The 19112-nt window shown below is 53.4% G+C and carries 19 protein-coding genes, 2 tRNA genes and 2 rRNA genes; 9 read left to right on the top strand and 14 right to left on the bottom strand.

Annotated elements, in window-relative coordinates; all coding sequences use genetic code 11:
- Nucleotides 1–4: 4 nt before the first annotated feature.
- Both FD744_RS08665 and hpxU read right to left on the bottom strand, forming a co-directional pair.
- Nucleotides 5–790: a transporter substrate-binding domain-containing protein gene (locus FD744_RS08665; protein ID WP_058961562.1), complete on the bottom strand. Its 786-nt coding sequence runs from the start codon at nt 788–790 to the stop codon at nt 5–7.
- A gap of 194 nt (nt 791–984) precedes the next feature.
- Nucleotides 985–1824, bottom strand: a complete 840-nt coding sequence (hpxU, locus tag FD744_RS08670; protein WP_097117568.1) for a MurR/RpiR family transcriptional regulator HpxU — start codon at nt 1822–1824, stop codon at nt 985–987.
- Between the two features lie 175 nt (nt 1825–1999).
- On the opposite strand from hpxU, the gene FD744_RS08675 reads away from it, so the two are divergent.
- From FD744_RS08675 to hpxZ, 4 genes are read left to right on the top strand one after another with little or no spacing between them, the layout of a single operon-like run.
- Nucleotides 2000–3586, top strand: a complete 1587-nt coding sequence (locus FD744_RS08675) for a gamma-glutamyltransferase family protein (RefSeq protein WP_160867990.1) — start codon at nt 2000–2002, stop codon at nt 3584–3586.
- An 11-nt stretch (nt 3587–3597) separates the two neighbouring features.
- On the top strand, nt 3598–3783 hold the full coding sequence (hpxX, locus tag FD744_RS08680) for an oxalurate catabolism protein HpxX (RefSeq protein WP_034825399.1): 186 nt from the start codon (nt 3598–3600) through the stop codon (nt 3781–3783).
- Complete coding sequence (locus FD744_RS08685; RefSeq protein ID WP_160867991.1) at nt 3780–5177, top strand: AtzE family amidohydrolase; 1398 nt, start codon at nt 3780–3782, stop codon at nt 5175–5177. The genes hpxX and FD744_RS08685 overlap by 4 nt, the downstream gene beginning before the upstream one ends.
- 2 nt (nt 5178–5179) lie before the next feature.
- Nucleotides 5180–5563 carry an oxalurate catabolism protein HpxZ gene (hpxZ, locus tag FD744_RS08690; RefSeq protein ID WP_034825401.1) on the top strand — a complete coding sequence of 128 codons (384 nt, stop codon included), beginning with the start codon at nt 5180–5182 and terminating at the stop codon, nt 5561–5563.
- 107 nt (nt 5564–5670) lie between these two features.
- Here the strand turns inward: hpxZ and puuE are convergent, their stop codons facing one another.
- Genes puuE through FD744_RS08705 form a run of 3 tightly spaced genes read right to left on the bottom strand, consistent with a single transcriptional unit; the run spans nt 5671 to nt 8115 of the window.
- A complete protein-coding gene (gene puuE, locus FD744_RS08695; RefSeq protein ID WP_097117572.1) occupies nt 5671–6630 on the bottom strand; it encodes an allantoinase PuuE in 960 nt (319 codons plus the stop codon).
- Between the two features lie 34 nt (nt 6631–6664).
- Nucleotides 6665–7396 (bottom strand): allantoin racemase, encoded by a 732-nt coding sequence (gene hpxA / locus FD744_RS08700; RefSeq protein WP_160867992.1) that lies wholly within the window; start codon nt 7394–7396, stop codon nt 6665–6667.
- Nucleotides 7393–8115: a GntR family transcriptional regulator gene (locus tag FD744_RS08705; protein ID WP_160867993.1), complete on the bottom strand. Its 723-nt coding sequence runs from the start codon at nt 8113–8115 to the stop codon at nt 7393–7395. The genes hpxA and FD744_RS08705 overlap by 4 nt, the downstream gene beginning before the upstream one ends.
- Before the next feature lie 145 nt (nt 8116–8260).
- Here FD744_RS08705 and FD744_RS08710 point away from each other — a divergent pair, with 145 nt between their 5' ends.
- The gene (locus FD744_RS08710; protein WP_034825407.1) at nt 8261–9754 is read left to right on the top strand and encodes an NCS1 family nucleobase:cation symporter-1; all 1494 of its coding nucleotides are present in this window, start codon (nt 8261–8263) and stop codon (nt 9752–9754) included.
- A gap of 79 nt (nt 9755–9833) precedes the next feature.
- On the opposite strand, the gene FD744_RS08715 is transcribed toward FD744_RS08710, so the two are convergent.
- Together FD744_RS08715 and dnaQ are read right to left on the bottom strand one after the other, a co-directional pair.
- A tRNA-Asp gene (locus tag FD744_RS08715) sits at nt 9834–9910 on the bottom strand.
- 134 nt (nt 9911–10044) lie between these two features.
- Nucleotides 10045–10776: a DNA polymerase III subunit epsilon gene (dnaQ, locus tag FD744_RS08720; protein ID WP_034825408.1), complete on the bottom strand. Its 732-nt coding sequence runs from the start codon at nt 10774–10776 to the stop codon at nt 10045–10047.
- A 53-nt stretch (nt 10777–10829) separates the two neighbouring features.
- On the opposite strand from dnaQ, the gene rnhA reads away from it, so the two are divergent.
- Complete coding sequence (rnhA, locus tag FD744_RS08725) at nt 10830–11297, top strand: ribonuclease HI (protein WP_160867994.1); 468 nt, start codon at nt 10830–10832, stop codon at nt 11295–11297.
- Here rnhA and FD744_RS08730 read toward each other — a convergent pair.
- A complete protein-coding gene (locus FD744_RS08730; RefSeq protein WP_160867995.1) occupies nt 11282–12016 on the bottom strand; it encodes a class I SAM-dependent methyltransferase in 735 nt (244 codons plus the stop codon). The two genes, rnhA and FD744_RS08730, sit on opposite strands and share 16 nt — an antisense overlap.
- A 40-nt stretch (nt 12017–12056) precedes the next feature.
- Here FD744_RS08730 and gloB point away from each other — a divergent pair, with 40 nt between their 5' ends.
- On the top strand, nt 12057–12812 hold the full coding sequence (gloB, locus tag FD744_RS08735) for a hydroxyacylglutathione hydrolase (RefSeq protein ID WP_160867996.1): 756 nt from the start codon (nt 12057–12059) through the stop codon (nt 12810–12812).
- A 71-nt stretch (nt 12813–12883) separates the two neighbouring features.
- The gene (gene mltD / locus FD744_RS08740) at nt 12884–14254 is read left to right on the top strand and encodes a murein transglycosylase D (protein WP_034825415.1); all 1371 of its coding nucleotides are present in this window, start codon (nt 12884–12886) and stop codon (nt 14252–14254) included.
- A gap of 109 nt (nt 14255–14363) precedes the next feature.
- On the opposite strand, the gene FD744_RS08745 is transcribed toward mltD, so the two are convergent.
- Together FD744_RS08745 and FD744_RS08750 are read right to left on the bottom strand one after the other, a co-directional pair.
- On the bottom strand, nt 14364–15167 hold the full coding sequence (locus FD744_RS08745) for an endonuclease/exonuclease/phosphatase family protein (RefSeq protein ID WP_160867997.1): 804 nt from the start codon (nt 15165–15167) through the stop codon (nt 14364–14366).
- Nucleotides 15168–15315: 148 nt separating this feature from the next.
- On the bottom strand, nt 15316–16494 hold the full coding sequence (locus FD744_RS08750; protein ID WP_160867998.1) for an MFS transporter: 1179 nt from the start codon (nt 16492–16494) through the stop codon (nt 15316–15318).
- A gap of 100 nt (nt 16495–16594) precedes the next feature.
- Between FD744_RS08750 and yafC the strand changes: the two genes are divergently transcribed.
- Nucleotides 16595–17503, top strand: a complete 909-nt coding sequence (yafC, locus tag FD744_RS08755; protein ID WP_058961576.1) for a DNA-binding transcriptional regulator YafC — start codon at nt 16595–16597, stop codon at nt 17501–17503.
- A gap of 12 nt (nt 17504–17515) precedes the next feature.
- Here yafC and dkgB read toward each other — a convergent pair whose 3' ends face one another.
- From dkgB to FD744_RS08775, 4 genes are all read right to left on the bottom strand, one after another.
- Nucleotides 17516–18319, bottom strand: coding sequence for a 2,5-didehydrogluconate reductase DkgB (gene dkgB / locus FD744_RS08760; RefSeq protein WP_160867999.1), 804 nt, complete (start codon nt 18317–18319; stop codon nt 17516–17518).
- Between the two features lie 169 nt (nt 18320–18488).
- Nucleotides 18489–18565, bottom strand: a tRNA-Asp gene (locus FD744_RS08765).
- 102 nt (nt 18566–18667) lie between these two features.
- Nucleotides 18668–18783: ribosomal RNA gene (rrf, locus tag FD744_RS08770) — 5S ribosomal RNA — on the bottom strand.
- 226 nt (nt 18784–19009) lie between these two features.
- Nucleotides 19010–19112, bottom strand: a 23S ribosomal RNA gene (locus FD744_RS08775); the annotation flags it as partial.

A 19112-nucleotide genomic window follows, 5' to 3' on the forward strand; every position in this document is an offset into this window, starting at 1 on the left:
TGCGTTATGCGCCGAGGTTGGCTGGCAGTGGGGCTTTCAGCCACTCTTCTGACAGTTTGTTCAGCGTGCCGTCTTTGATGCCCTGCTCAATCAACACGTTCACTTTGTCTTTCAGCGCTGGCTCATCTTTCTTCAGGCCGATAAAGCACGGTGAATCTTTTAGCATGAACTGCGGCACTGGCGCTTTTTCTGCGTTCTGGCGCGCAATGGCAGCCACCACGAGGTTACCGGTCGCGACATACTGCACCTGACCTGACAGGTAAGCTGACAGCGTGGTGTTGTTATCTTCATAACGCTTCACCTGCGCATCTTTTGGCGCCACATCGCTCAGCACCATGTCTTCCACCGCGCCACGCGTCACACCAATTGATTTACCGCTTAACGCTGCAGCATCTTTCAGTGGCTCACCTTTCGGGCCAAATACCCCAAGGAAGAACGGCGCGTAAGCACGGCTGAAATCGATCACTTTCTCGCGTTCGGCGTTTTTGCCCATGCTGGAGATCACCAGATCCACTTTATCGGTTTGCAGATAAGGCACGCGGTTGGCGCTGGAGACCGGCACCAGCTGCAACTTCAGTTTCATCTGCTTCGCCAGATACTTGGCCATGTCGATGTCATAGCCTTGTGGCTGTAAATCGGTACCGACTGAACCAAACGGCGGGAAGTCCTGCGGCACCGCAATGCGGATGACGCCACGCTTCTGAATGTCTTGTAGCTGATCGGCCATCGCACTGCCGACCTGAGCCATCAGCAATGCTGCGCCTGCGACTGCCAGTAAAACTTTTTTCATTATGCACCCCGGTGAGTTTATCGTGAAACAAAAGATTCTTGATAAAACGATTTGCAACTAATGTGCCAACCGCAGGGTGTGGGGCGCAAAGGGAAGAAAAACGAATAAACACGGAGTTTAAGGCGATAAAAACGGGCATTACGCCCGTATTAAAACCCGATCAAAAAAGGTGCAAAGCACCAAAGTGGTGCCCACTATCGGTGTTCCAGTTCATCCAGGTGCTGATAAAGATCGGCAATTTGATGAATACGCTGACGGCCTTGCGACAGCATTTCATGCAGCAGTGCATTTGCCAGCAGGTTGATCAGACTCATCGCCGAGGCATAGCTATCAAAGGCGGAGACGCTATCGAGCGGCGCGCACAGCTGCCAGTGTGCCAGGGTGATAATGCCCTGTGCCTGCGGCTCGCACAGCGCCAGCACCGGGATGTTGCTCTGCTGTAGCTGCTGCATCAGCGGGCGGATGATGCGTGGACGGCGGCGGAAGGCCATCACGACTACAATATCTTCCGCTGTGATATCCACCAGCTCCTCGCCCAGCGTCTGGCCGGGTTGTGGTAACACATGTACCTGCGGACGCGCCTGCATCAGCTGCTGACGCAGGTGCAATGCCACCGGATAGGCGTTACGCATGCCGATAATAAACACCCGCTTTGCAGCACCCAGCGCCTGAATCACTTCGCCAAACTGCTGCGGGTCGATGCTGTTCACCCACTGCGTCAGGTTGGCCATCTCCTGCTTGTAATGACGCGACAGTAAGGTATTGCCCTGCACTGCATCGCGATTGTCGGTGAGGGGCATCCCGCTCTGACGCAGCGTACGCAGCTCATCACGCATGTCCTTGTATTTCTCATAGCCCAGACGTTTAAACAGGCGGCTGACTGTCGCCTTCGATACCCCGCTCAGCCGCGCCAGCTCGGCGCTGTTGTAGCTGATCAGGTCATCAAAATGGTCAAACACAAAATCGGCAATACGCTGCTCCTGCGGCGACAGTTGCGGATAGTGACTGCGAAGGCGTTCATCAAGCTGTTTCATCATTGGTCCTGTAACTTTCGTTTCATCACAAGCTAGCACAAATCGATCCACATTGATGTCCGACCAAAACTGGAACAGCTCTTGCTTAGATCACCTCACGGATTTGTAGGGGCTCCCATTACGGCGACCACTAACCCAATCCCCCTACAAAAGAATCAATGATGAAGAGTTCACTATGATACAGAGCAACATGGCCCCGCTCGGCATGGCCGTCACCCCACATCATCTCGCCAGTGAAAGCGCACTGGCGGTTTTACGCGAAGGCGGCAACGCGATTGAAGCGATGGTAGCGGCAGCGGCCACTATCGCTGTTGTCTATCCGCACATGAACGGCTTGGGTGGCGATGGGTTTTGGTTGGTCGTGCCGCCCAATGGCGATCCTATCGCTATCGATGCCAGTGGCGCAGCAGGCTCACTCGCCCACCTCGACTTCTATCACGGCGAAAGCCATATTCCGCATCGCGGTCCTAAAGCAGCGCTCACCGTAGCAGGCACGGTGAGTGGCTGGCAGGAGGCGTTAACGCTAGCTGAAGAGCTAGGTTCTGCGCCGTTGCCGTTAGCCCGTTTGCTGCGTGACGCCATTCGCTATGCTGCCGATGGCATTCCTGTTACCGCATCGCAGGCTGCAGCCACTGCTGCAAAGCAACATGAATTGCTTGATCAACCCGGCTTCGCTGCGACCTTCTTGCCTGACGGCACCGTGCCTGGTGCCGGTAGCCGTTTTACCCAGCCCGCGCTTGCCAATACACTTAGCGTGTTGAGTGAACAGGGTCTGGAGAGTTTCTATCGCGGCGAACTGGCCCACCATCTGGCACGTGAAATGACCGCGCTGGGTATGCCGATCACCCTGGAAGATCTTCAGAAACAGCACGCGCGCCGCTGCACGCCGTTACATCTGGCGCACAGCGAGGGCGACATCTGGAATATGACGCCACCGACGCAAGGTTTGGTATCGCTGGCCATTCTGGGCATCACCGACCGGTTGAACATGGCAGAGGCGGATGAGGCACAAACTGTGCACCGCATTGTTGAGGCCACCAAAAAAGCCTTTGCCTTGCGCGACGAACACATAACCGATCCGCGCCATATCGACTTCAATGTGCAAGACCTACTGAACGCCGATCATCTTTCCACACTGGCAACGCAAATTAATGACCAACAAGCCGCGCCGTGGGGAACCGGACGAGGTCCTGGCGATACCGTATGGATGGGGGTGATGGACAGCAGCGGGCTGGCCGTTTCCTTTATCCAGAGCATTTATCACGAATTTGGCAGCGGCGTCGTGCTACCGGGTACAGGCATTACCTGGCAAAACCGCGGTGCAGCCTTTAGCCTGCAACCGGGCCATCTGCTGGCACTGGAACCCGGTAAACAACCGTTCCATACCTTAAATCCAGCGGCTGCGCGCCTGAAAGATGGCCGCACGATGGTTTACGGATCAATGGGGGGCGATGGCCAACCACAAACGCAGGCGGCGATTTTTACCCGCCACGTGATTCAGGGACAGCAACTACAACAGGCGGTCAGTGCACCGCGCTGGTTGTTGGGGCGAACCTGGGGACAATCCTCTGACTCTCTCAAACTCGAAGCGCGCATGTCAGCAGAAACGGTGCAGCAGTTGCGCGAACTCGGCCATGACGTTGAGCTGTTGCCTGATTTCAGCGAAGTCGTCGGCCACGCTGGCGCCATCGTCAGACACAATAACGGCATGCTGGAAGGTGCCTTCGATCCACGTAGCAACGGCAGCGCAGCCGGCTTTTAAAGGAAACCATCATGCATTCGCAACCGGACTGGGCGGCTTATATCGCTCAAATGGAACAGATTCTGGCTCTGGAGCTGGACGAAGCACGTCGTGCTGAATTGCTGGTGCAGTTCAATCGCATCGCCGCCATGGCTGAACCGCTCATGGCTTTCCCGCTGGATGACCGGCTGGAAGTGGCAGGAGTGTTTCATCCATGAAACTGGCATCGTTATCCATCAAAGCGCTCAATCATGCGCTGAATCAAGGTGATATTAGCGCCCGTGAAGTGGCGCAACAGACGTTGAACGCCATTGAACAGCACAATCCTGCACTCAATGCGTGGACCGAAGTCACCGGTCAGCGTATGTTGCGCGAGGCGGATCAGGTCGATTTGCAACGCCAGCGCGGTGAAGTATTGCCTGTGCTGGCGGGTATTCCTTATGCGGTTAAAAACCTGTTTGATGTCGCCGGTCACAGCACCCTTGCTGGTGCCAGCTTATTCAGTGAACGTGCAGCGGCCCGCGAAGATGCGTGGGCGGTGAGTCGACTGCGTCAGTCCGGTGCACTGCTCTCCGGCATGCTGAATATGGATGCCTATGCTTACGGCTTTACCACTGAAAACACCCATTATGGCCCGACCCATAATCCGCGCGATTTGAGCCGCGTGGCCGGTGGTTCCTCCGGCGGCTCGGCGGCGGCCGTCGCGTCAGGCTTAGTGCACTTCTCACTGGGCACCGATACCAATGGTTCGATCCGCGTGCCGGCCTCGTTGTGCGGTATCTATGGACTCAAACCGACCTTTGGTCGCTTATCGCGCAGTGGCAGCCATCCTTTTGTCGCCAGCCTCGATCATATCGGTCCGTTTGCTCGCTCGGTAGAAGATTTGAGTCTGGTGTACGATGCGCTGCAAGGTCACGATGCCAGCGATGCTTTCCAGGCAGCGCAGGCGAAGGAACCGGCCAGTGACGGATTAGTAAAAGGCGCAGAAGGCATACGTAGCGCAGTGTTGGGTGGTTTCTTTTCGACCTGGTGCAGCGAAGAAGCGCGTTCCGCCGTGCAAGTGGTGGCACAAGCGCTGGATGCCAGCGAAGCCGTCACGTTAGCCAACGCGGAAATTGCCCGTTCAGCGGCCTTTATCCTCACCGCCTCAGAAGGCGGCAATCACTATCTGCCCGCTTTGCGCAATATGCCCGAGCAATTCGAACCGAACTCTCGCGAGCGTCTGCTGGCCGGAGCGATGCTGCCTTCCGCGTGGTATGTGCAGGCGCAGCGCTTCCGCCGTCATTTCCAACAGCAGGTGTTGCCGCTGTTTGAACAATTCGATGTCCTGATTGCACCGGCGACCCCTTGCACCGCGACCACCATTGGGCAAGAGACGATTCATATTAACGGCCAGGATTTGCCGACGCGCGCCAGTATGGGCATGTTAACGCAGCCAATTTCCTTCCTCGGCTTGCCGGTCTGTACCGTGCCTTTGCAAACTGCCAGCGGATTACCGATTGGCTTACAGTTAATCGCAGCACCGTTTAAAGAACATCTTGCACTGCGCGCCGCCTGGGCACTGCAGCAGCAAGGGTTGACCCTGCCACAAACTACCCTGATGGATGCGTAACCATGACACCTGAACATATTGATCGTCCTGCTGTGCTGGCTGAGGTGACCGCTGCGTTTTATCGCTATGAAGAAGCGCTGATCAGCAACAATGTTGATGTGCTGGATGAATTGTTTTGGCACGACGATCGCACCGTGCGTTTGGGCGCAGGGGAAAATCTGTATGGCATTGATGAGATCCGTGCATTTCGCGCTGCCCGTCCATCGAAGGGATTGGCGCGCACGCTACGTAATACGGTGATCACCACCTTTGGAGATGACTACGCGGTGTGCAGTACTGAGTTTACGCGTGAAGGCGTGGAGAAGATTGGTCGCCAGCAGCAAACATGGGTGCGCATGCCTTATGGGTGGCGGATTGTCGCGGCGCAGGTGAGTTTAATGAGCTAGCGGGGTAAACCGGCGCTCGTCAGTATGACTTAACTCGCGTGGTCAGGGCCGGTACGACAGTTCATGTCGTACCGGCCAAATGTGTCGGCGCGGAGTATCGCTGGTCGTTAAACAGCAGGAGCCGGGTGCGTCTCCATCCAGTGATCGGCGATTTGCTGGCGCGTACAAACCCACACATTCTCATGCTGCTGGATATGGTCAAGGAAACGCTGCAAGGCACGGAATTTGCCCGGGCGGCCCAGCAGTCGACAGTGCATGCCAATCGACATCATCTTCGGCGCGGTGTCGCCCTCTTCATACAACACATCAAAGGTGTCACGCAGATAGACAAAGAACTGCTCGGCGGTATTAAAACCCTGTGGCGAGGCAAAGCGCATGTCGTTACACTCCAGGGTATAAGGAATAATCAGATGCGGTTTCACCGTGCCATCCTGGCACGTCACCTGCGTCCAGAATGGAAGATCGTCGCCGTAATAATCGCTGTCATAACTGAAGCCGCCGTTCTCCACCACTAAGCGGCGCGTATTCGGGCTGTCGCGGCCGGTGTACCAGCCGGTGGGGGCTTTACCAAACAAATCGCGCAGCACATCCACCGCCTGCTGCATATGCTGGCGTTCAGTTTTGGCATCCATCGACTGATAATGGATCCAGCGCCAGCCATGGCTAACTACGTCGTAATCCGCGACTTTGATGGCGTCTACAATCTCCGGATGACGCGCCAGCGCCATCGCCACGCCGAAAACCGTTAATGGCAATCCGCGCTTCTGGAACTCGTTGTGAATGCGCCAGAAACCGGCGCGCGAACCATACTCGTACAGGGAATCCATCGACATATGGCGATCGGCATAACTGGCGGCGCCAATGATATCGGACAGGAATTGTTCAGAGCCCGCATCGCCGTGCAGCACGTTGTTTTCTGCGCCTTCCTCGTAATTGAGGACAAACTGCACCGCCACTTTGGCGTTGCCCGGCCACTGCGCGTGCGGCGGATGGTTCGCATAGCCAATCAGATCACGCGGATAGTTTTTGTTGAAGCTGTACTCTTTCTTTTCAGATACATCGCTCATTCTGTAAATTCCTTAGTCAGTCCTCAACCAGCCCTTAGTTTAGGTGCTGAAATGCGCCGCTGAGCGGTTTTTCAATCGGGTAATCTAAATCCCCGTGTTTGCTGGTACCCAAGCCCAGCGCCACCAGTGATTCCACCATTTTTACCGCAGCACTGACGCCATCAATCACCGGCAGACCCAACTCTTTCGTTAACTCCTGCGCCAGTGAGGCCATTCCGCCACAGCCCAGCACAATCGCGCCGCTGCCATCTTCGCGTTTAGCCTGAATACAACGCTGGCGCACTTTTTCCTGCGCCACACCGCTGCCATCTTCCAGCGCCAGCACCGGGAGATCGATAGCGTGCAACGCCGCACAATGATGGGTAAAGCCATATTGCTGCAGCAGATGGCGGGCAATCACCAGGGTGCGCGGTAGCGTGGTGACGATTGAAAAGCGTGTCGCCACCAGCGTTGCCGTGTGCATCGCGGCTTCCGCAATGCCGATCACCGGACCGCTGGCCAGTTCACGCGCGGCCAGCAATCCCGGATCGCCGAAACAGGCAATAATGTGGCCACTCACGCCCTGTGCTTTGCCTGCCCTGACCTGTTCGAGTACGCCAATCGCCGCAATGGCTTCATCGAAGTGCCCTTCAATCGAAGGCAGCCCCTGGCTCGGACACACCGCCAGAATTTCAGTTCCTGGTGCCGCTACCGCACGTGCGGCTGCACCGATGGTTTCTGTCATCGCCTGGCTGGTATTGGGGTTGATCACCTGAATCAGGCTCATGATGCGGCTCCATTGTGACCGGAAAATAACCGGGTGAAGTCGGGTAAGGTTTCGCCGCTGCGCTCAAAATGCAGGCTGGCCACGATGTGTTCGAAGTGATGCTGTAAGGCTGCGGTGAGCTCGGGAAGATCTTTCTGCCGCAGTAGCTCCACCAGCCGATCATGATGATCGCAACGACACCCGCGCTGCCAGGGCGCACCATAGGCGGCAATCACTAATGATGAGCGCTGTGTCAGGCGCGTCACCATATCCGTCAGCACCTGATTACCGGAAATCGCCTGTAGCTGAATATGAAAAGCCGCAGAGAGCCGAATTGCCGCCGCACCATCGTGCTGTTCGTGAGCCTGCTGCTCTTCCTCAATGAGTGTGCTCAGGGCAGCAAGGTGTGGTGGCTGAACGTGAGCCAGCACCGCGGGCAAATTGGCGCACTCGAGTAAGCTGCGTGTGGCAAAGATATCGCGCGCCTCGTCAACGCCCGGCGTGGCCACTTGTGCACCACGCCTGGGCGACAAGGTGATCATTTGCACCGCCGCGAGGCGTTGTAGCACCTTGCGAATGCCGGTACGGCTCACACCAAAGACTTCTGATAGCGCCTCTTCTGGCAATTTGCTGCCCGGTGGCAGCTGATGTTCCACAATGGCGGTGAGTAATGCCTGATATATGGGTTCGTCGCGATCATTCAGATCGGCAGCCGTTTTCTGGCCTGTTTCGCTCTTCATTACCTGCTCCGGTAAGTGTCTGTGCACAGCACATCGTATACGTGAAATTAATTTTTTGTATACAAGAAATCAATTCTGGCCTGGATCCTGCAATACCGTTTCACGCTGTGATTATTTTTCCCATGTTGTTAGAGGAGCAGGTTTCATGCCAAATCATTCTGAAGTGACCTCCGGGGTGGCCTCTGGCGCCAACGCCCACTACAGTCCACGCCTGTGTAATGAAGATCTGGCGCCCACGCGCGACCAGAACTGGTCGTGGTATAACATTTTCTCTTTCTGGATGTCGGATGTGCACAGCATGGGTGGCTATGTGGTCGCCGCCAGCTTCTTTACGTTGGGACTGGCGAGCTGGCAGGTGCTGCTTTGTCTGCTGGTAGGTATCTGCATCGTACAGTTGTGTGCCAATCTCGTCGCCAAACCGAGCCAGATGGCGGGCGTGCCTTACGCGGTGATTTCACGTCAGGCATTCGGCGTGTTCGGTGCCAATATCCCCGCGGTGATTCGCGGCCTGATCGCTTTCGCCTGGTATGGCATTCAAACCTATTTAGCGGCTAATGCGCTGATGCTGGTACTGCTGAAGTTCTTCCCTTCATTAAGCGGGATGACGCAAAGCAGCTGGCTGGGGTTATCTCAACTGGGCTGGTGCTGCTTCGGCGTGATGTGGTTCCTGCAGGCCATGGTGTTCTGGCACGGCATGAGCGCGATTAAACGCTTTATCGATGTGGCGGGTCCGGCTGTCTACGTGGTGATGGTGGCGCTAGCGGGTTGGATTGTATACAAAACCGGCTTTGACGGTATCTCCTTTACGCTGGCCAGCAAGCAGTTAAGCACTGGTGAGCAAACCTGGCAGATGATCACCGCCACCGCATTAGTGGTCTCTTACTTCTCTGGCCCATTACTCAACTTTGGTGACTTCTCTCGCTATGGTAAAAGCATGGGGGAAATCCGCCGGGGGAACCGCTGGGGCCTGCCGTTTAACTTCCTGCTGTTCTCGATTGTCACCGTGGTGATCGTGTCAGGTACCCAATCGCTGTTCGGCCGCATGATTACCGATCCCATTGAGACCGTGAGCATGGTTGGCAATGATGTCGCCGTCGCGATTGGTTTACTCACCATGATTATCGCCACTATCGGCATCAACATCGTGGCGAACTTTGTTTCCCCGGCTTTCGACTTCTCAAATTGCTCACCGCAGAAAATTAGTTTCCGTACCGGTGGAATGATTGCCGCAGTGGGTTCTGTTCTGCTGACGCCATGGAATCTGTTCCAGTCACCGGAGTTGATTCATTACACGCTGGATGTGCTGGGCTCCTTTATCGGCCCGCTGTTTGGCATTTTGGTGGCCGATTTCTATCTGATTAAGCGCAGCAAGGTTTACGTGGACGACCTGTTTGATGACACACCAAAAGGACGCTACTGGTATCGCGGGGGCTTTAACCCGAAAGCGATTGCCGCACTGCTGCCGTCGGTAGGTATTTGCCTGGTGATCAGCTTTATTCCGTCACTGCATGCCGTGGCAAACTTCAGCTGGTTTATTGGTGTGGCATTAGGTGCAGGTTGCTATCGCTGGCTGGCTCGCGCCGATCGTGAAGTCTCAGTGGGCACCTATCGTCAGGAAGTGGCGGTGCAGAAGGATTGATCTGATGATCAGGTTGGCGCCGATGCCAGCCTGAAAAAGCAAAAAGCCGATGCATTTCTGCATCGGCTTCTTTAATGATTGGCGGAACGGACGGGGCTCGAACCCGCGACCCCCTGCGTGACAGGCAGGTATTCTAACCAACTGAACTACCGCTCCGCGCTTTGTTCCCCGTCGAGAACGAGGCGAATATTAATGGCAGCCTTATGAACCGTCAATGCTTTTTCTGAGGGAATGAATCGTTTGCCGATTTTTTCAGCTTTACGTTGCTTTTCCACGCAAAATCAGCCCATTCAGGCACGCCACAGGCAGCTTCCGCCCTTCTTCAACACTAAATCCAGACGGCTTTCATGTGCGATAATCTCATCATCGCTGGCGTTGACCACGCGTAATCCTGAACTCGGACGCACGATGCGCTGAATGTTATCGCCGGTATTTTGGCTGCTCTGATCACCTTCCGCCGAGAAAGCCAGCGAAGTTTGGCCGCCCGTCATCATCAGGAACACTTCAGCCAGAATTTCGGCATCGAGCAATGCGCCGTGCAGCGTACGTTTGCTGTTGTCGATTTCGTAGCGATTACACAGTGCATCGAGGCTATTGCGCTTGCCTGGATACATTTTACGCGCCATCGCCAGGCTATCTGTCACCTGACAGAAGGTGTCGGTTTTGCCGATACCGCGCTTAAGCATGCCAAACTCATAATCCATAAAGCCGATATCGAACGACGCGTTATGGATCACCAGCTCTGCACCACGAATGTATTCGAGGAATTCATCGGCGATGTCTGCAAACATCGGCTTATCGGCAAGAAACTCATCGGCAATACCGTGAACGCCGAAAGCTTCCGGATCCACCAGCCGATCGGGCTTGAGATACATATGGAAGTTGTTGCCGGTCAGGCGACGGTTAATCACCTCAACCGCACCGATTTCAATGATGCGATGTCCTTCATAGTGCACACCGATCATGTTCATGCCGGTGGTTTCGGTATCGAGGACGATCTGGCGGTTATTTGCAGTGCTCATAGGACTCGTTTTATGTCAGACTTGGCGTTTTGTCAGAAGGAAGTCTACCAGAGATGCGCAAACAGGTAGAAATATTCACCGATGGATCCTGCCTGGGCAATCCCGGCCCCGGCGGTTACGGTGCCATTTTACGTTATGGCCCACATGAAAAAGAGTTCAGCGCCGGTTACCGACTCACGACAAACAACCGCATGGAAATGATGGCGGCGATTGTGGCGTTAGAGGCGCTAACGCAGCCCTGCGAAGTGGTGCTCAGCACCGACAGTCAGTATGTGCGCCAGGGCATCACCAGTTGGATCCATAACTGGAAAAAGCGCGGCTGGAAAACGGCCGATAAAAAGCCGGTGAAAAATGTCGATCTCTGGAAGCGACTCGATCTCGCGCTCAGCCACCATGAAATTAAGTGGGAATGGGTAAAAGGCCACGCCGGTCACCCGGAAAACGAGCGCTGCGACGAACTGGCACGCAACGCAGCCGGCCATCCGACGCAGGATGATGTCGGCTATCAGGTCGAATCCTGATCCTTCACTTCACGAAATTGCCGGGTGGCATTCACCGTTTGTCTGACCTGCGCTTTGTTTAAGCTCTTCTTCGCTTTGGTGGGCGTTAATGGGAATGTTCGTTTGCGTGCCACCACAATGTTCAGACATCCCAGCGCGGGCAGGTGCGCACTGATCACTTTGCCGCCCTGCCGATGCCACGGCACCACTTGAAAACGGGTGCGATAGACCACTTCATAGTTGAGCAGGCTGAGCCAGTCGAGCAAGCGTACCTGGCTGAACATGCGTCCGCTCCATGGCGCACGGGCGTGCAAACCCGGGATACCTTTGCTGATCCCCAGCAAGCTGAACGGGTTGAACCCGCTGATAATCATCCAACCATCGTCAATCAGGACGCGATCCACTTCTCGTAACACGCGATGGGGATCCTGACTCCATGCCAGGGTATGCGCCATCAAACAAGCATCAATCGATTTCGCTTCAAAAGGTAATTGCGTGGTATTGGCGATCACCTGCAAGTCATCGCCCTCAATGCCCACATTTACCTGATGCGATATGGCACACTGGCTGGTATTGATTTCTGCGCTGAGGCTGCCAAGTTTAAGCATATGAAAGCCATACAGCTTTCCAAGGTAAGGCTGCAACTGCTGCGTGAGTGCATCGCGAAAATAATCGCCCCATGGCATATCGCGCCAGGAGCGCGGCGCAGTCAGAACCTGGCGTGTTTTCGCTGGCTTCATGCTCTACCATCATCCTTTTTCTACGACCTGAGAGGTGTTTATGAATCTTACCAGTATTCCCGCGTTGCAGGATAACTACATCTGGACACTGACGGACGATGATAAAAACTGTCTGATCGTCGATCCCGGCGAGGCTCAACCGGTGCTGGATAAAATCAGAGTCAACAAGTGGCAACCGGTGGCCATTTTACTCACGCATCATCATCACGATCATGTCGGCGGTGTCGCCGAATTATTGCAACACTATCCCAATATCGCGGTTTACGGACCAGAGGAAACCGCGGATAAGGGGGCAAAACACATCGTCTCTGAGAATGATGAATTTACCCTGCTTGGGCTAGATTTCCGTGTCATCGCAACACCCGGACACACTTTAGGACATATCTCATATTTCAGTTCACCTTATCTTTTCTGTGGTGACACGATGTTTTCTGGCGGCTGTGGAAGATTATTTGAAGGCACAGCAGAGCAAATGTTTGATTCATTTCAAAAGCTTAACCAACTCCCTGCGGACACCTTGATTTGCTGCGCTCATGAGTACACTTTATCCAATATGAAGTTTGCTGCGGCTATTCTGCCTCATGACCCGAAAATTTTGGCAAGGTATCAGCAAATTAAGGACTTACGCGCAGAAAACCACATCACTTTGCCTACAAAACTGGCACTTGAGCGGGATATAAATTTATTTCTCCGTACGCAAGATGCTGATTTACAAAAGGCTTTGGGGACTAATGTTGCTTCCTCCCCGTTATGGCAAACTTTCGCTGATCTACGCGAGAAGAAAGACCGTTTTTGATATTTAAGGTTGTGTTGTGTGTACCCCTAACGTATAGTTGCTCGTCTTTTAAGCGAACTATTGACACACACATGAAGGCTAAAGCGATCTTACTCGCCTCGGTCTTGCTGGTAGGATGTCAGGCATCAAGGAATGACGCCAACATCCCCGTACAGCATGCACAGAGCCTGTCTTCAGCTGGTCAAGGTGAAAATGGAAAGTACGGAGATCAATTATTATCGCAGCGCTGGCAGGATGATGGAACAAGCCTCGCAGAAGATACCGATCTCTGGAATCACATTAGTGACGAGTTGAAGATGGGGATTCCGGAAAACCCCCGGATCCGCGAACAAAAAACAAAGTTTTTAAAAAATAAGAGCTATCTCCACGATGTAACATTACGGGCAGAGCCGTACATGTACTGGATTGTCGAGCAGATACAGAAACGTAAAATGCCGATGGAACTGGTACTGCTACCCATAGTGGAGAGCGCTTTTGACCCACATGCAACATCTTCTGCGAATGCCGCTGGCATCTGGCAGATTGTTGCACAAACGGGCAAAAACTATGGTTTGAAACAGAACCAATGGTATGACGGACGCCGCGATGTGGTGGCCTCGACCAAAGTTGCGCTGGATATGATGCAGCGTCTGAACGGTATGTTTGACGGTGACTGGTTGTTAACAGTGGCCGCCTATAACAGCGGTGAAGGACGCGTGCTGAAAGCGATAAAACAGAATAAGGCGCGCGGCAAGCCGACTGATTTCTGGCACTTATCGTTACCACGCGAAACCACGGTCTATGTACCTAAGATGTTGGCCTTGAGTGAAATCCTCAAGAACAACAAGCAGTACGGTATCAAATTGCCGACCCCGAACGAAAGCCGTGCTTTAGCACGTGTGGAAGTGGGACAGCAAATTGAACTGACGCAGGCTGCAGATATGGCCGGCATGTCGCTCAACAAGTTGAAGAGCTTCAACGCCGGTTATAAAAATGGCACCACTGCGCCAAACGGACCGCACTATATTATGGTGCCTAAGTCCAACGTTGCTAAGCTGCGCAATTCACTGGCATCCGGTGACATTGCATCCGTGCAGCCTGTTGAAATGGCGAAAGTCAGTGCAGCAGGAAACAACTACACGGTACGTAAAGGCGACACCTTGTCAGCAATTGCTAACAAGCTTGGCGTCAGCGTCAGTGCACTGAAACAGCAGAACAACTTGCGTAGTGCTTCAGTACGCATCGGTCAGAAATTGACGGTGGGCGGCAAAGCAACGCAGTTGGCTGATAACGGCAACAGCATCACCTACCGTGTTCGTAAGGGTGATTCTTTTGCCAGTATTGCAAAACGTCATGGTGTGAACACCCAGGATGTTATGCGCTGGAACAGTGACGCTAAAGACATTCAGCCGGGCGATAAGCTCACGCTGTTTGTGAAGAATAGCGCAACACCTGATACCTAATGCGTCGAAAAGGCTGACTTTTGTCAGCCTTTTTCATTTTCTGCTGTCCGCAACTCTTCTCGCCGATTCGCTTCAGCCTGTTTTTCACTCAATTGTCTGACAGATGGCATTAACGCCCGATGGGATACGTTGAATTGAACTCAACCAGCAGTGGGTTGTGATCAGAGGCGCGCGTGACCAGCACAGAAGCCTCGCTGACTTTCATATCACGGTAGAAGACAAAATCTAACGGACGGCCAAACGCTTTACGCCGATGGTCATCCGTGAAATTCACTTCGTGTAATGCCATCTCTTCGGCAAAGCGATACAGCGCGTTCATGCGCTGACGGCTCCAGGCATTGAAATCGCCGGCCATGATCACCGGTCCGCGATGATGTTGAATCTGTTCGCCAATCGGACCAAGTTGCTTGCTGTAGACATCCACGCCAAGGCTGAAATTCACCGCGTGGATATTGACCACCATAAGCATTTCGCCGGTCGGCAGTGGATAGGCCGTCACCAGCGCCGACTTAGCCAGGCGTAACAAAGGTTCGCGTTCACGCAGTGGACAGCAATACACAGGATGCGCAGAAGCGAGCGTCATCACGCCGGAGGGATGTTGGGGTAAGACGAAGGCAGGTACCTGATCGGCCGCCAGATAGTTACTGGTGGCGAATTTGACCAACTCAGGGGTGGTTTGTGCTTCCTGAAGTAAAACAAGGTGAGCATCTTTGCCGAAACCCTGCAGTACGGACATCCAATCAGCCCGCTGCTGCTTGAAGATATTCCAGACTAAAACCCGCAATGCAGGATCCGCAGGTAACGGTGCACCAGGCGGCAGCGCCTGTCCCAGATGCAACATCGCCCCAGGCGGAAATATCCGCTCTGCAGGCTGACCCGCTGTATAACGCATTGCATATGTTTTCTTTCGCACTTTCCCGCCTGGCTGATTTACGACTACAACTTCACCTGACAGTTATAGGGATTTTAGGACAGGGTTTCAATTGGCGTTGTTAATTGTCGGAATTAGCTTCACAGCATATTACGGTAACAACCCGCCCTTTAGCGGGTTGTTGACCTCATTATTCCGTGGCAAATGCAGTACGGGGTTTGTCGAGCTGACCGCTCAGTCTTACCAGCAATAGCGCGATAAAAACAATGACAGCACCAACCCAGGGGGTTTGAGCCAGACCATAGTGTTCGACAATATGACCACCAACCAATGACCCTAGTGCAATCCCGATGTTAAACGCCGCGATATTCAGTCCTGACGCCACATCAACTGCACCAGGCGCATAGGACTCAGCCTTCTGCACCACATAGACCTGCAGGCCCGGTACGTTAGCGAAGGCAAAAATCCCCATTACCAGCACCGTTGCCAGCGCCATAAAGTGTGCATTAGCCGTAAACTGGAATATCAACAGCAATACCGCCAATGCGCTAAAGATCAGCGTTAATGCGGGTACAGCTCCGTGACGATCGGCTAGCTTGCCGCCCCAGATATTGCCGATGGCGACGGAGATACCATACCCCAGCAGAATGACACTGACCGCTGTCGGGGAAAAACCGGCTAATGACTGCATCATCGGCGCCAGGAAAGTAAAGGCAGTAAACACACCGCCGTAGCCCAACGCGGTAATAGCATAGATTAATAGCAGGCGTGGGTTCACCATGACCCGCGCTTGCTGTGCCAAAGTGGTAACAGGTGGCTGCGCAACATTACGCGGTATCAGTACCATGCTGCTGACTAAAGCGATGACACCTAACAAGGAAACTGCGAGGAAACTTTCACGCCACCCAAAGTGCTGACCAATCAGTGTACCCAAGGGCACTCCGGTTACCAATGCTACCGTCAGACCGCCAAACATGATGGCGATGGCACTTGCAGCCTTCTCCTTACTCACCAGACTGGTCGCAATCGTTGAACCGACCGAGAAGAATACACCGTGTGCTAATCCCGTTAGCAAGCGAGCAACGACCAACGTCTCATAGTTCGGTGCCAACCAGGCGACCAGGTTGCCCACCGTAAAAAGCACCATCAGCCCTATCAGCAGTGGCTTGCGCGGCACTTTGCCGGTTAAAGCAGTCAGCACTGGCGCCCCCACGGCGACACCAAGGGCGTAAATTGAGACCAACATACCTGCTGAAGGTAGCGTGATGTTAAGTTGTTCCGCAATCGTAGGGATTAAGCCTACGATCACGAACTCAGTGGTTCCGATAGCGAAGGCGCTGATAGTCAGCGCCCAGAGTGCAAGTGGCATGATTGACTCCCATGTATGTTTTGATGGGCGCCATTATCGACTCATGCTTTAATGACAAAAAGATGCAAAGTGAGAATAGACTTTTGCTTAGGAGAGCATAATGAAAGCATCGTCGGATGAGTTGAAAGTTTTTATTGCTGTGGTAGAAAGCGGCAGTTTTAGCCGTGCGGCGGAACAACTGCAGATGGCGAATTCGGCTGTGAGTCGCACTGTCAAAAAACTGGAGAACAAACTTGGAGTGGCTTTACTCACGCGCACCACCCGGCAGCTCGCACTCACTCAGGAAGGTGAGCACTACTTTAAACGCGTTCAGAAGCTCCTACAGGAGATGTCGACTGCTGAAAATGAGTTAATGGAACGACAGCAAGCTCCGCAAGGTCTTCTGCGCATAGACGCAGCCACGCCGGTCATTCTGCATTTGATTCTGCCGATGATTAAACCCTTCCGTGAGCGCTACCCCGACGTCACCCTGTCGCTTATCTCGTCGGAGAGCTTTATCAATCTGATTGAACGTAAAGTCGATGTAGCTATTCGCGCAGGCAACCTGACGGATTCGACCTTACGAGCACGTTTGCTGTTTATCAGCTATCGCAAATTGGTAGCAACTCCGGCTTATCTGGCGAAAAGGGGTGTCCCCCTCTCTACATCGGATTTGATAAATCATGAATGCCTTGGATTTGTAGAACCGCTGCGCCTGAACCGTTGGCCTGTGTCTGAGAATGGTCATGACCTTTATGACATCGTGCCGGGAATGTCCTCAAACAGCGGTGAAACTATTAAACAACTTTGTCTCGATGATCAAGGTATCGCTTGTTTGTCAGATTATATGGTAGACAGTGAAATCGCGGATGGGACATTTATTGAGGTGTTGGCACAACAGCGAGTACCCGTAGCGATGCCGTTCAACGCGGTCTATTACAGCGATCTGGGCGTTAGCCAACGTGCACGTGCTTTTATCGACTTTCTCAGTGAGTGGGTGAAGCAACAGCCCTGGCGAATGCAGGGCTGAATACTTCGTCACTTAATCCCAGTCCGGAGCCAATCCTTCAGGGCTGACCAACCGCTGCTGGCGATCCAGTGATGAAATGATTTTCATATCCTCCGCATCAAGCGTTAAGTTAGCAGCATCCATATTGCTGGCCAGATTATCGCGCTTAGTCGAAGAAGGGATCACGCTGAAGCCAGATTGCATCGCCCACGCCAGAACGATTTGTGCCGGTGTCGCCTGATGTTTGCGTGCAATCGACTGGATGGTCGCATCCTTTAGTGCCTCACCGTAAGCCAGAGTCATGTAAGACGTGATGTGCATTCCTTGCTGCTTAGCAAATTCAACTACCTCGCTGTTTTGCAGGAAGGGATGGAGTTCAATCTGGTTGGTGGCGATATTTTCAATGCCAACTGCGGCAATGGCCTCTTTCATCAACGCAATCGGGAAGTTTGAAATGCCGATTTGACGCGTCAGCCCTGCTTCTTTCGCAGCCATTAATGCCTGCATACTCTCTTTTACCGATACTACTGCGCCGGGTGAAGGCCAGTGGATCAATGTAAGATCAACATAATTGGTGCGCAGTTTTGACAGACTTTGCTGCAAACTCGGTATTAGCTTTTCAGCCGATAGGTTTTCGATCCAGATCTTGGTAGTAATAAAGAGTTGATGACGAGCTATGCCACTTTCAGCAATAGCCTGACCAACAGCTGCTTCATTTTCATAGATTTGGGCAGTATCGACCGCACGGTATCCGAGTTCCAGTGCCGTTTTCACGGAATGGATTACAACATCATCTTGCAGGCGAAAAGTACCTAAACCAAAGGCTGGGATTGTCATGATTTCCTCATCGTTTGTGGATTATTGCGATGGGAAGTATTTTGGCAGCTTTATTGTTGACGAAAAATCCGCTTATAAGCAGAAGAATATTGCGTTTAAATCAATAATTAACACTGAATTTTGCACATGAAAAAGCCCTGACTTATTAAGTCAGGGCTATTCAATTAAGTGGCGGAACGGACGGGGCTCGAACCCGCGACCCCCTGCGTGACAGGCAGGTATTCTAACCAACTGAACTACCGCTCCACCGATTCTGTACCAAAATCAGAAAACCGTTCTGACTTCGGGTGTTTCGCCCTTTCAGGGTCACCTGAAAGGTCACGACTCACGAATGAGTCTTAATTTGATGCCTGGCAGTTCCCTACTCTCGCATGGGGAGGCCCCACACTACCATCGGCGCTACGGCGTTTCACTTCTGAGTTCGGCATGGGGTCAGGTGGGACCACCGCGCTACAGCCGCCAGGCAAATTCTTGTGCTCTGTCCTGTGTCTTTTGTGCTGATGCTGCGTTGCTCTCCCTCGCGTAACTCAGTCACATACCTCAGTATGCTCCTTCGTTCCGTCTCGGTCGGCGCCTTGCCTCAGCGCAAAATCCTTCGGACTTAACTCCGCAGGACATCGCTAATTCTTTTATCCGGATGAACAAAGCTGAAAATCTACTCGCGTCTCTCAAAAACGCCTCTGGCGTTGTAAGGTTAAGCCTCACGGGTCATTAGTACCGGTTAGCTCAATGCATCGCTGCACTTACACATCCGGCCTATCAACGTCGTCGTCTTCAACGTCCCTTCAGGACT

Origin of the sequence: Pantoea sp. Taur, assembly GCF_009830025.1 — a bacterium.
GTDB classification, from domain to species: Bacteria; Pseudomonadota; Gammaproteobacteria; order Enterobacterales; family Enterobacteriaceae; genus Pantoea; species Pantoea communis.

Excerpts from the sequence above, each read along its gene's own strand:
- FD744_RS08665 (WP_058961562.1), bottom strand. The coding sequence starts at position 790 with ATGAAAAAAGTTTTACTGGCAGTCGCAGGCGCAGCATTGCTGATGGCT.
- FD744_RS08730 (WP_160867995.1), bottom strand. The coding sequence starts at position 12,016 with ATGAAGCCAGCGAAAACACGCCAGGTTCTGACTGCGCCGCGCTCCTGG.
- gloB (WP_160867996.1), top strand. The coding sequence starts at position 12,057 with ATGAATCTTACCAGTATTCCCGCGTTGCAGGATAACTACATCTGGACA.
- FD744_RS08705 (WP_160867993.1), bottom strand. The coding sequence starts at position 8,115 with ATGAAGAGCGAAACAGGCCAGAAAACGGCTGCCGATCTGAATGATCGC.
- yafC (WP_058961576.1), top strand. The coding sequence starts at position 16,595 with ATGAAAGCATCGTCGGATGAGTTGAAAGTTTTTATTGCTGTGGTAGAA.
- FD744_RS08675 (WP_160867990.1), top strand. The coding sequence starts at position 2,000 with ATGATACAGAGCAACATGGCCCCGCTCGGCATGGCCGTCACCCCACAT.
- hpxZ (WP_034825401.1), top strand. The coding sequence starts at position 5,180 with ATGACACCTGAACATATTGATCGTCCTGCTGTGCTGGCTGAGGTGACC.
- hpxU (WP_097117568.1), bottom strand. The coding sequence starts at position 1,824 with ATGAAACAGCTTGATGAACGCCTTCGCAGTCACTATCCGCAACTGTCG.
- hpxX (WP_034825399.1), top strand. The coding sequence starts at position 3,598 with ATGCATTCGCAACCGGACTGGGCGGCTTATATCGCTCAAATGGAACAG.
- dkgB (WP_160867999.1), bottom strand. The coding sequence starts at position 18,319 with ATGACAATCCCAGCCTTTGGTTTAGGTACTTTTCGCCTGCAAGATGAT.
- hpxA (WP_160867992.1), bottom strand. The coding sequence starts at position 7,396 with ATGAGCCTGATTCAGGTGATCAACCCCAATACCAGCCAGGCGATGACA.
- FD744_RS08710 (WP_034825407.1), top strand. The coding sequence starts at position 8,261 with ATGCCAAATCATTCTGAAGTGACCTCCGGGGTGGCCTCTGGCGCCAAC.
- dnaQ (WP_034825408.1), bottom strand. The coding sequence starts at position 10,776 with ATGAGCACTGCAAATAACCGCCAGATCGTCCTCGATACCGAAACCACC.
- mltD (WP_034825415.1), top strand. The coding sequence starts at position 12,884 with ATGAAGGCTAAAGCGATCTTACTCGCCTCGGTCTTGCTGGTAGGATGT.
- puuE (WP_097117572.1), bottom strand. The coding sequence starts at position 6,630 with ATGAGCGATGTATCTGAAAAGAAAGAGTACAGCTTCAACAAAAACTAT.
- FD744_RS08685 (WP_160867991.1), top strand. The coding sequence starts at position 3,780 with ATGAAACTGGCATCGTTATCCATCAAAGCGCTCAATCATGCGCTGAAT.
- FD744_RS08750 (WP_160867998.1), bottom strand. The coding sequence starts at position 16,494 with ATGCCACTTGCACTCTGGGCGCTGACTATCAGCGCCTTCGCTATCGGA.
- rnhA (WP_160867994.1), top strand. The coding sequence starts at position 10,830 with ATGCGCAAACAGGTAGAAATATTCACCGATGGATCCTGCCTGGGCAAT.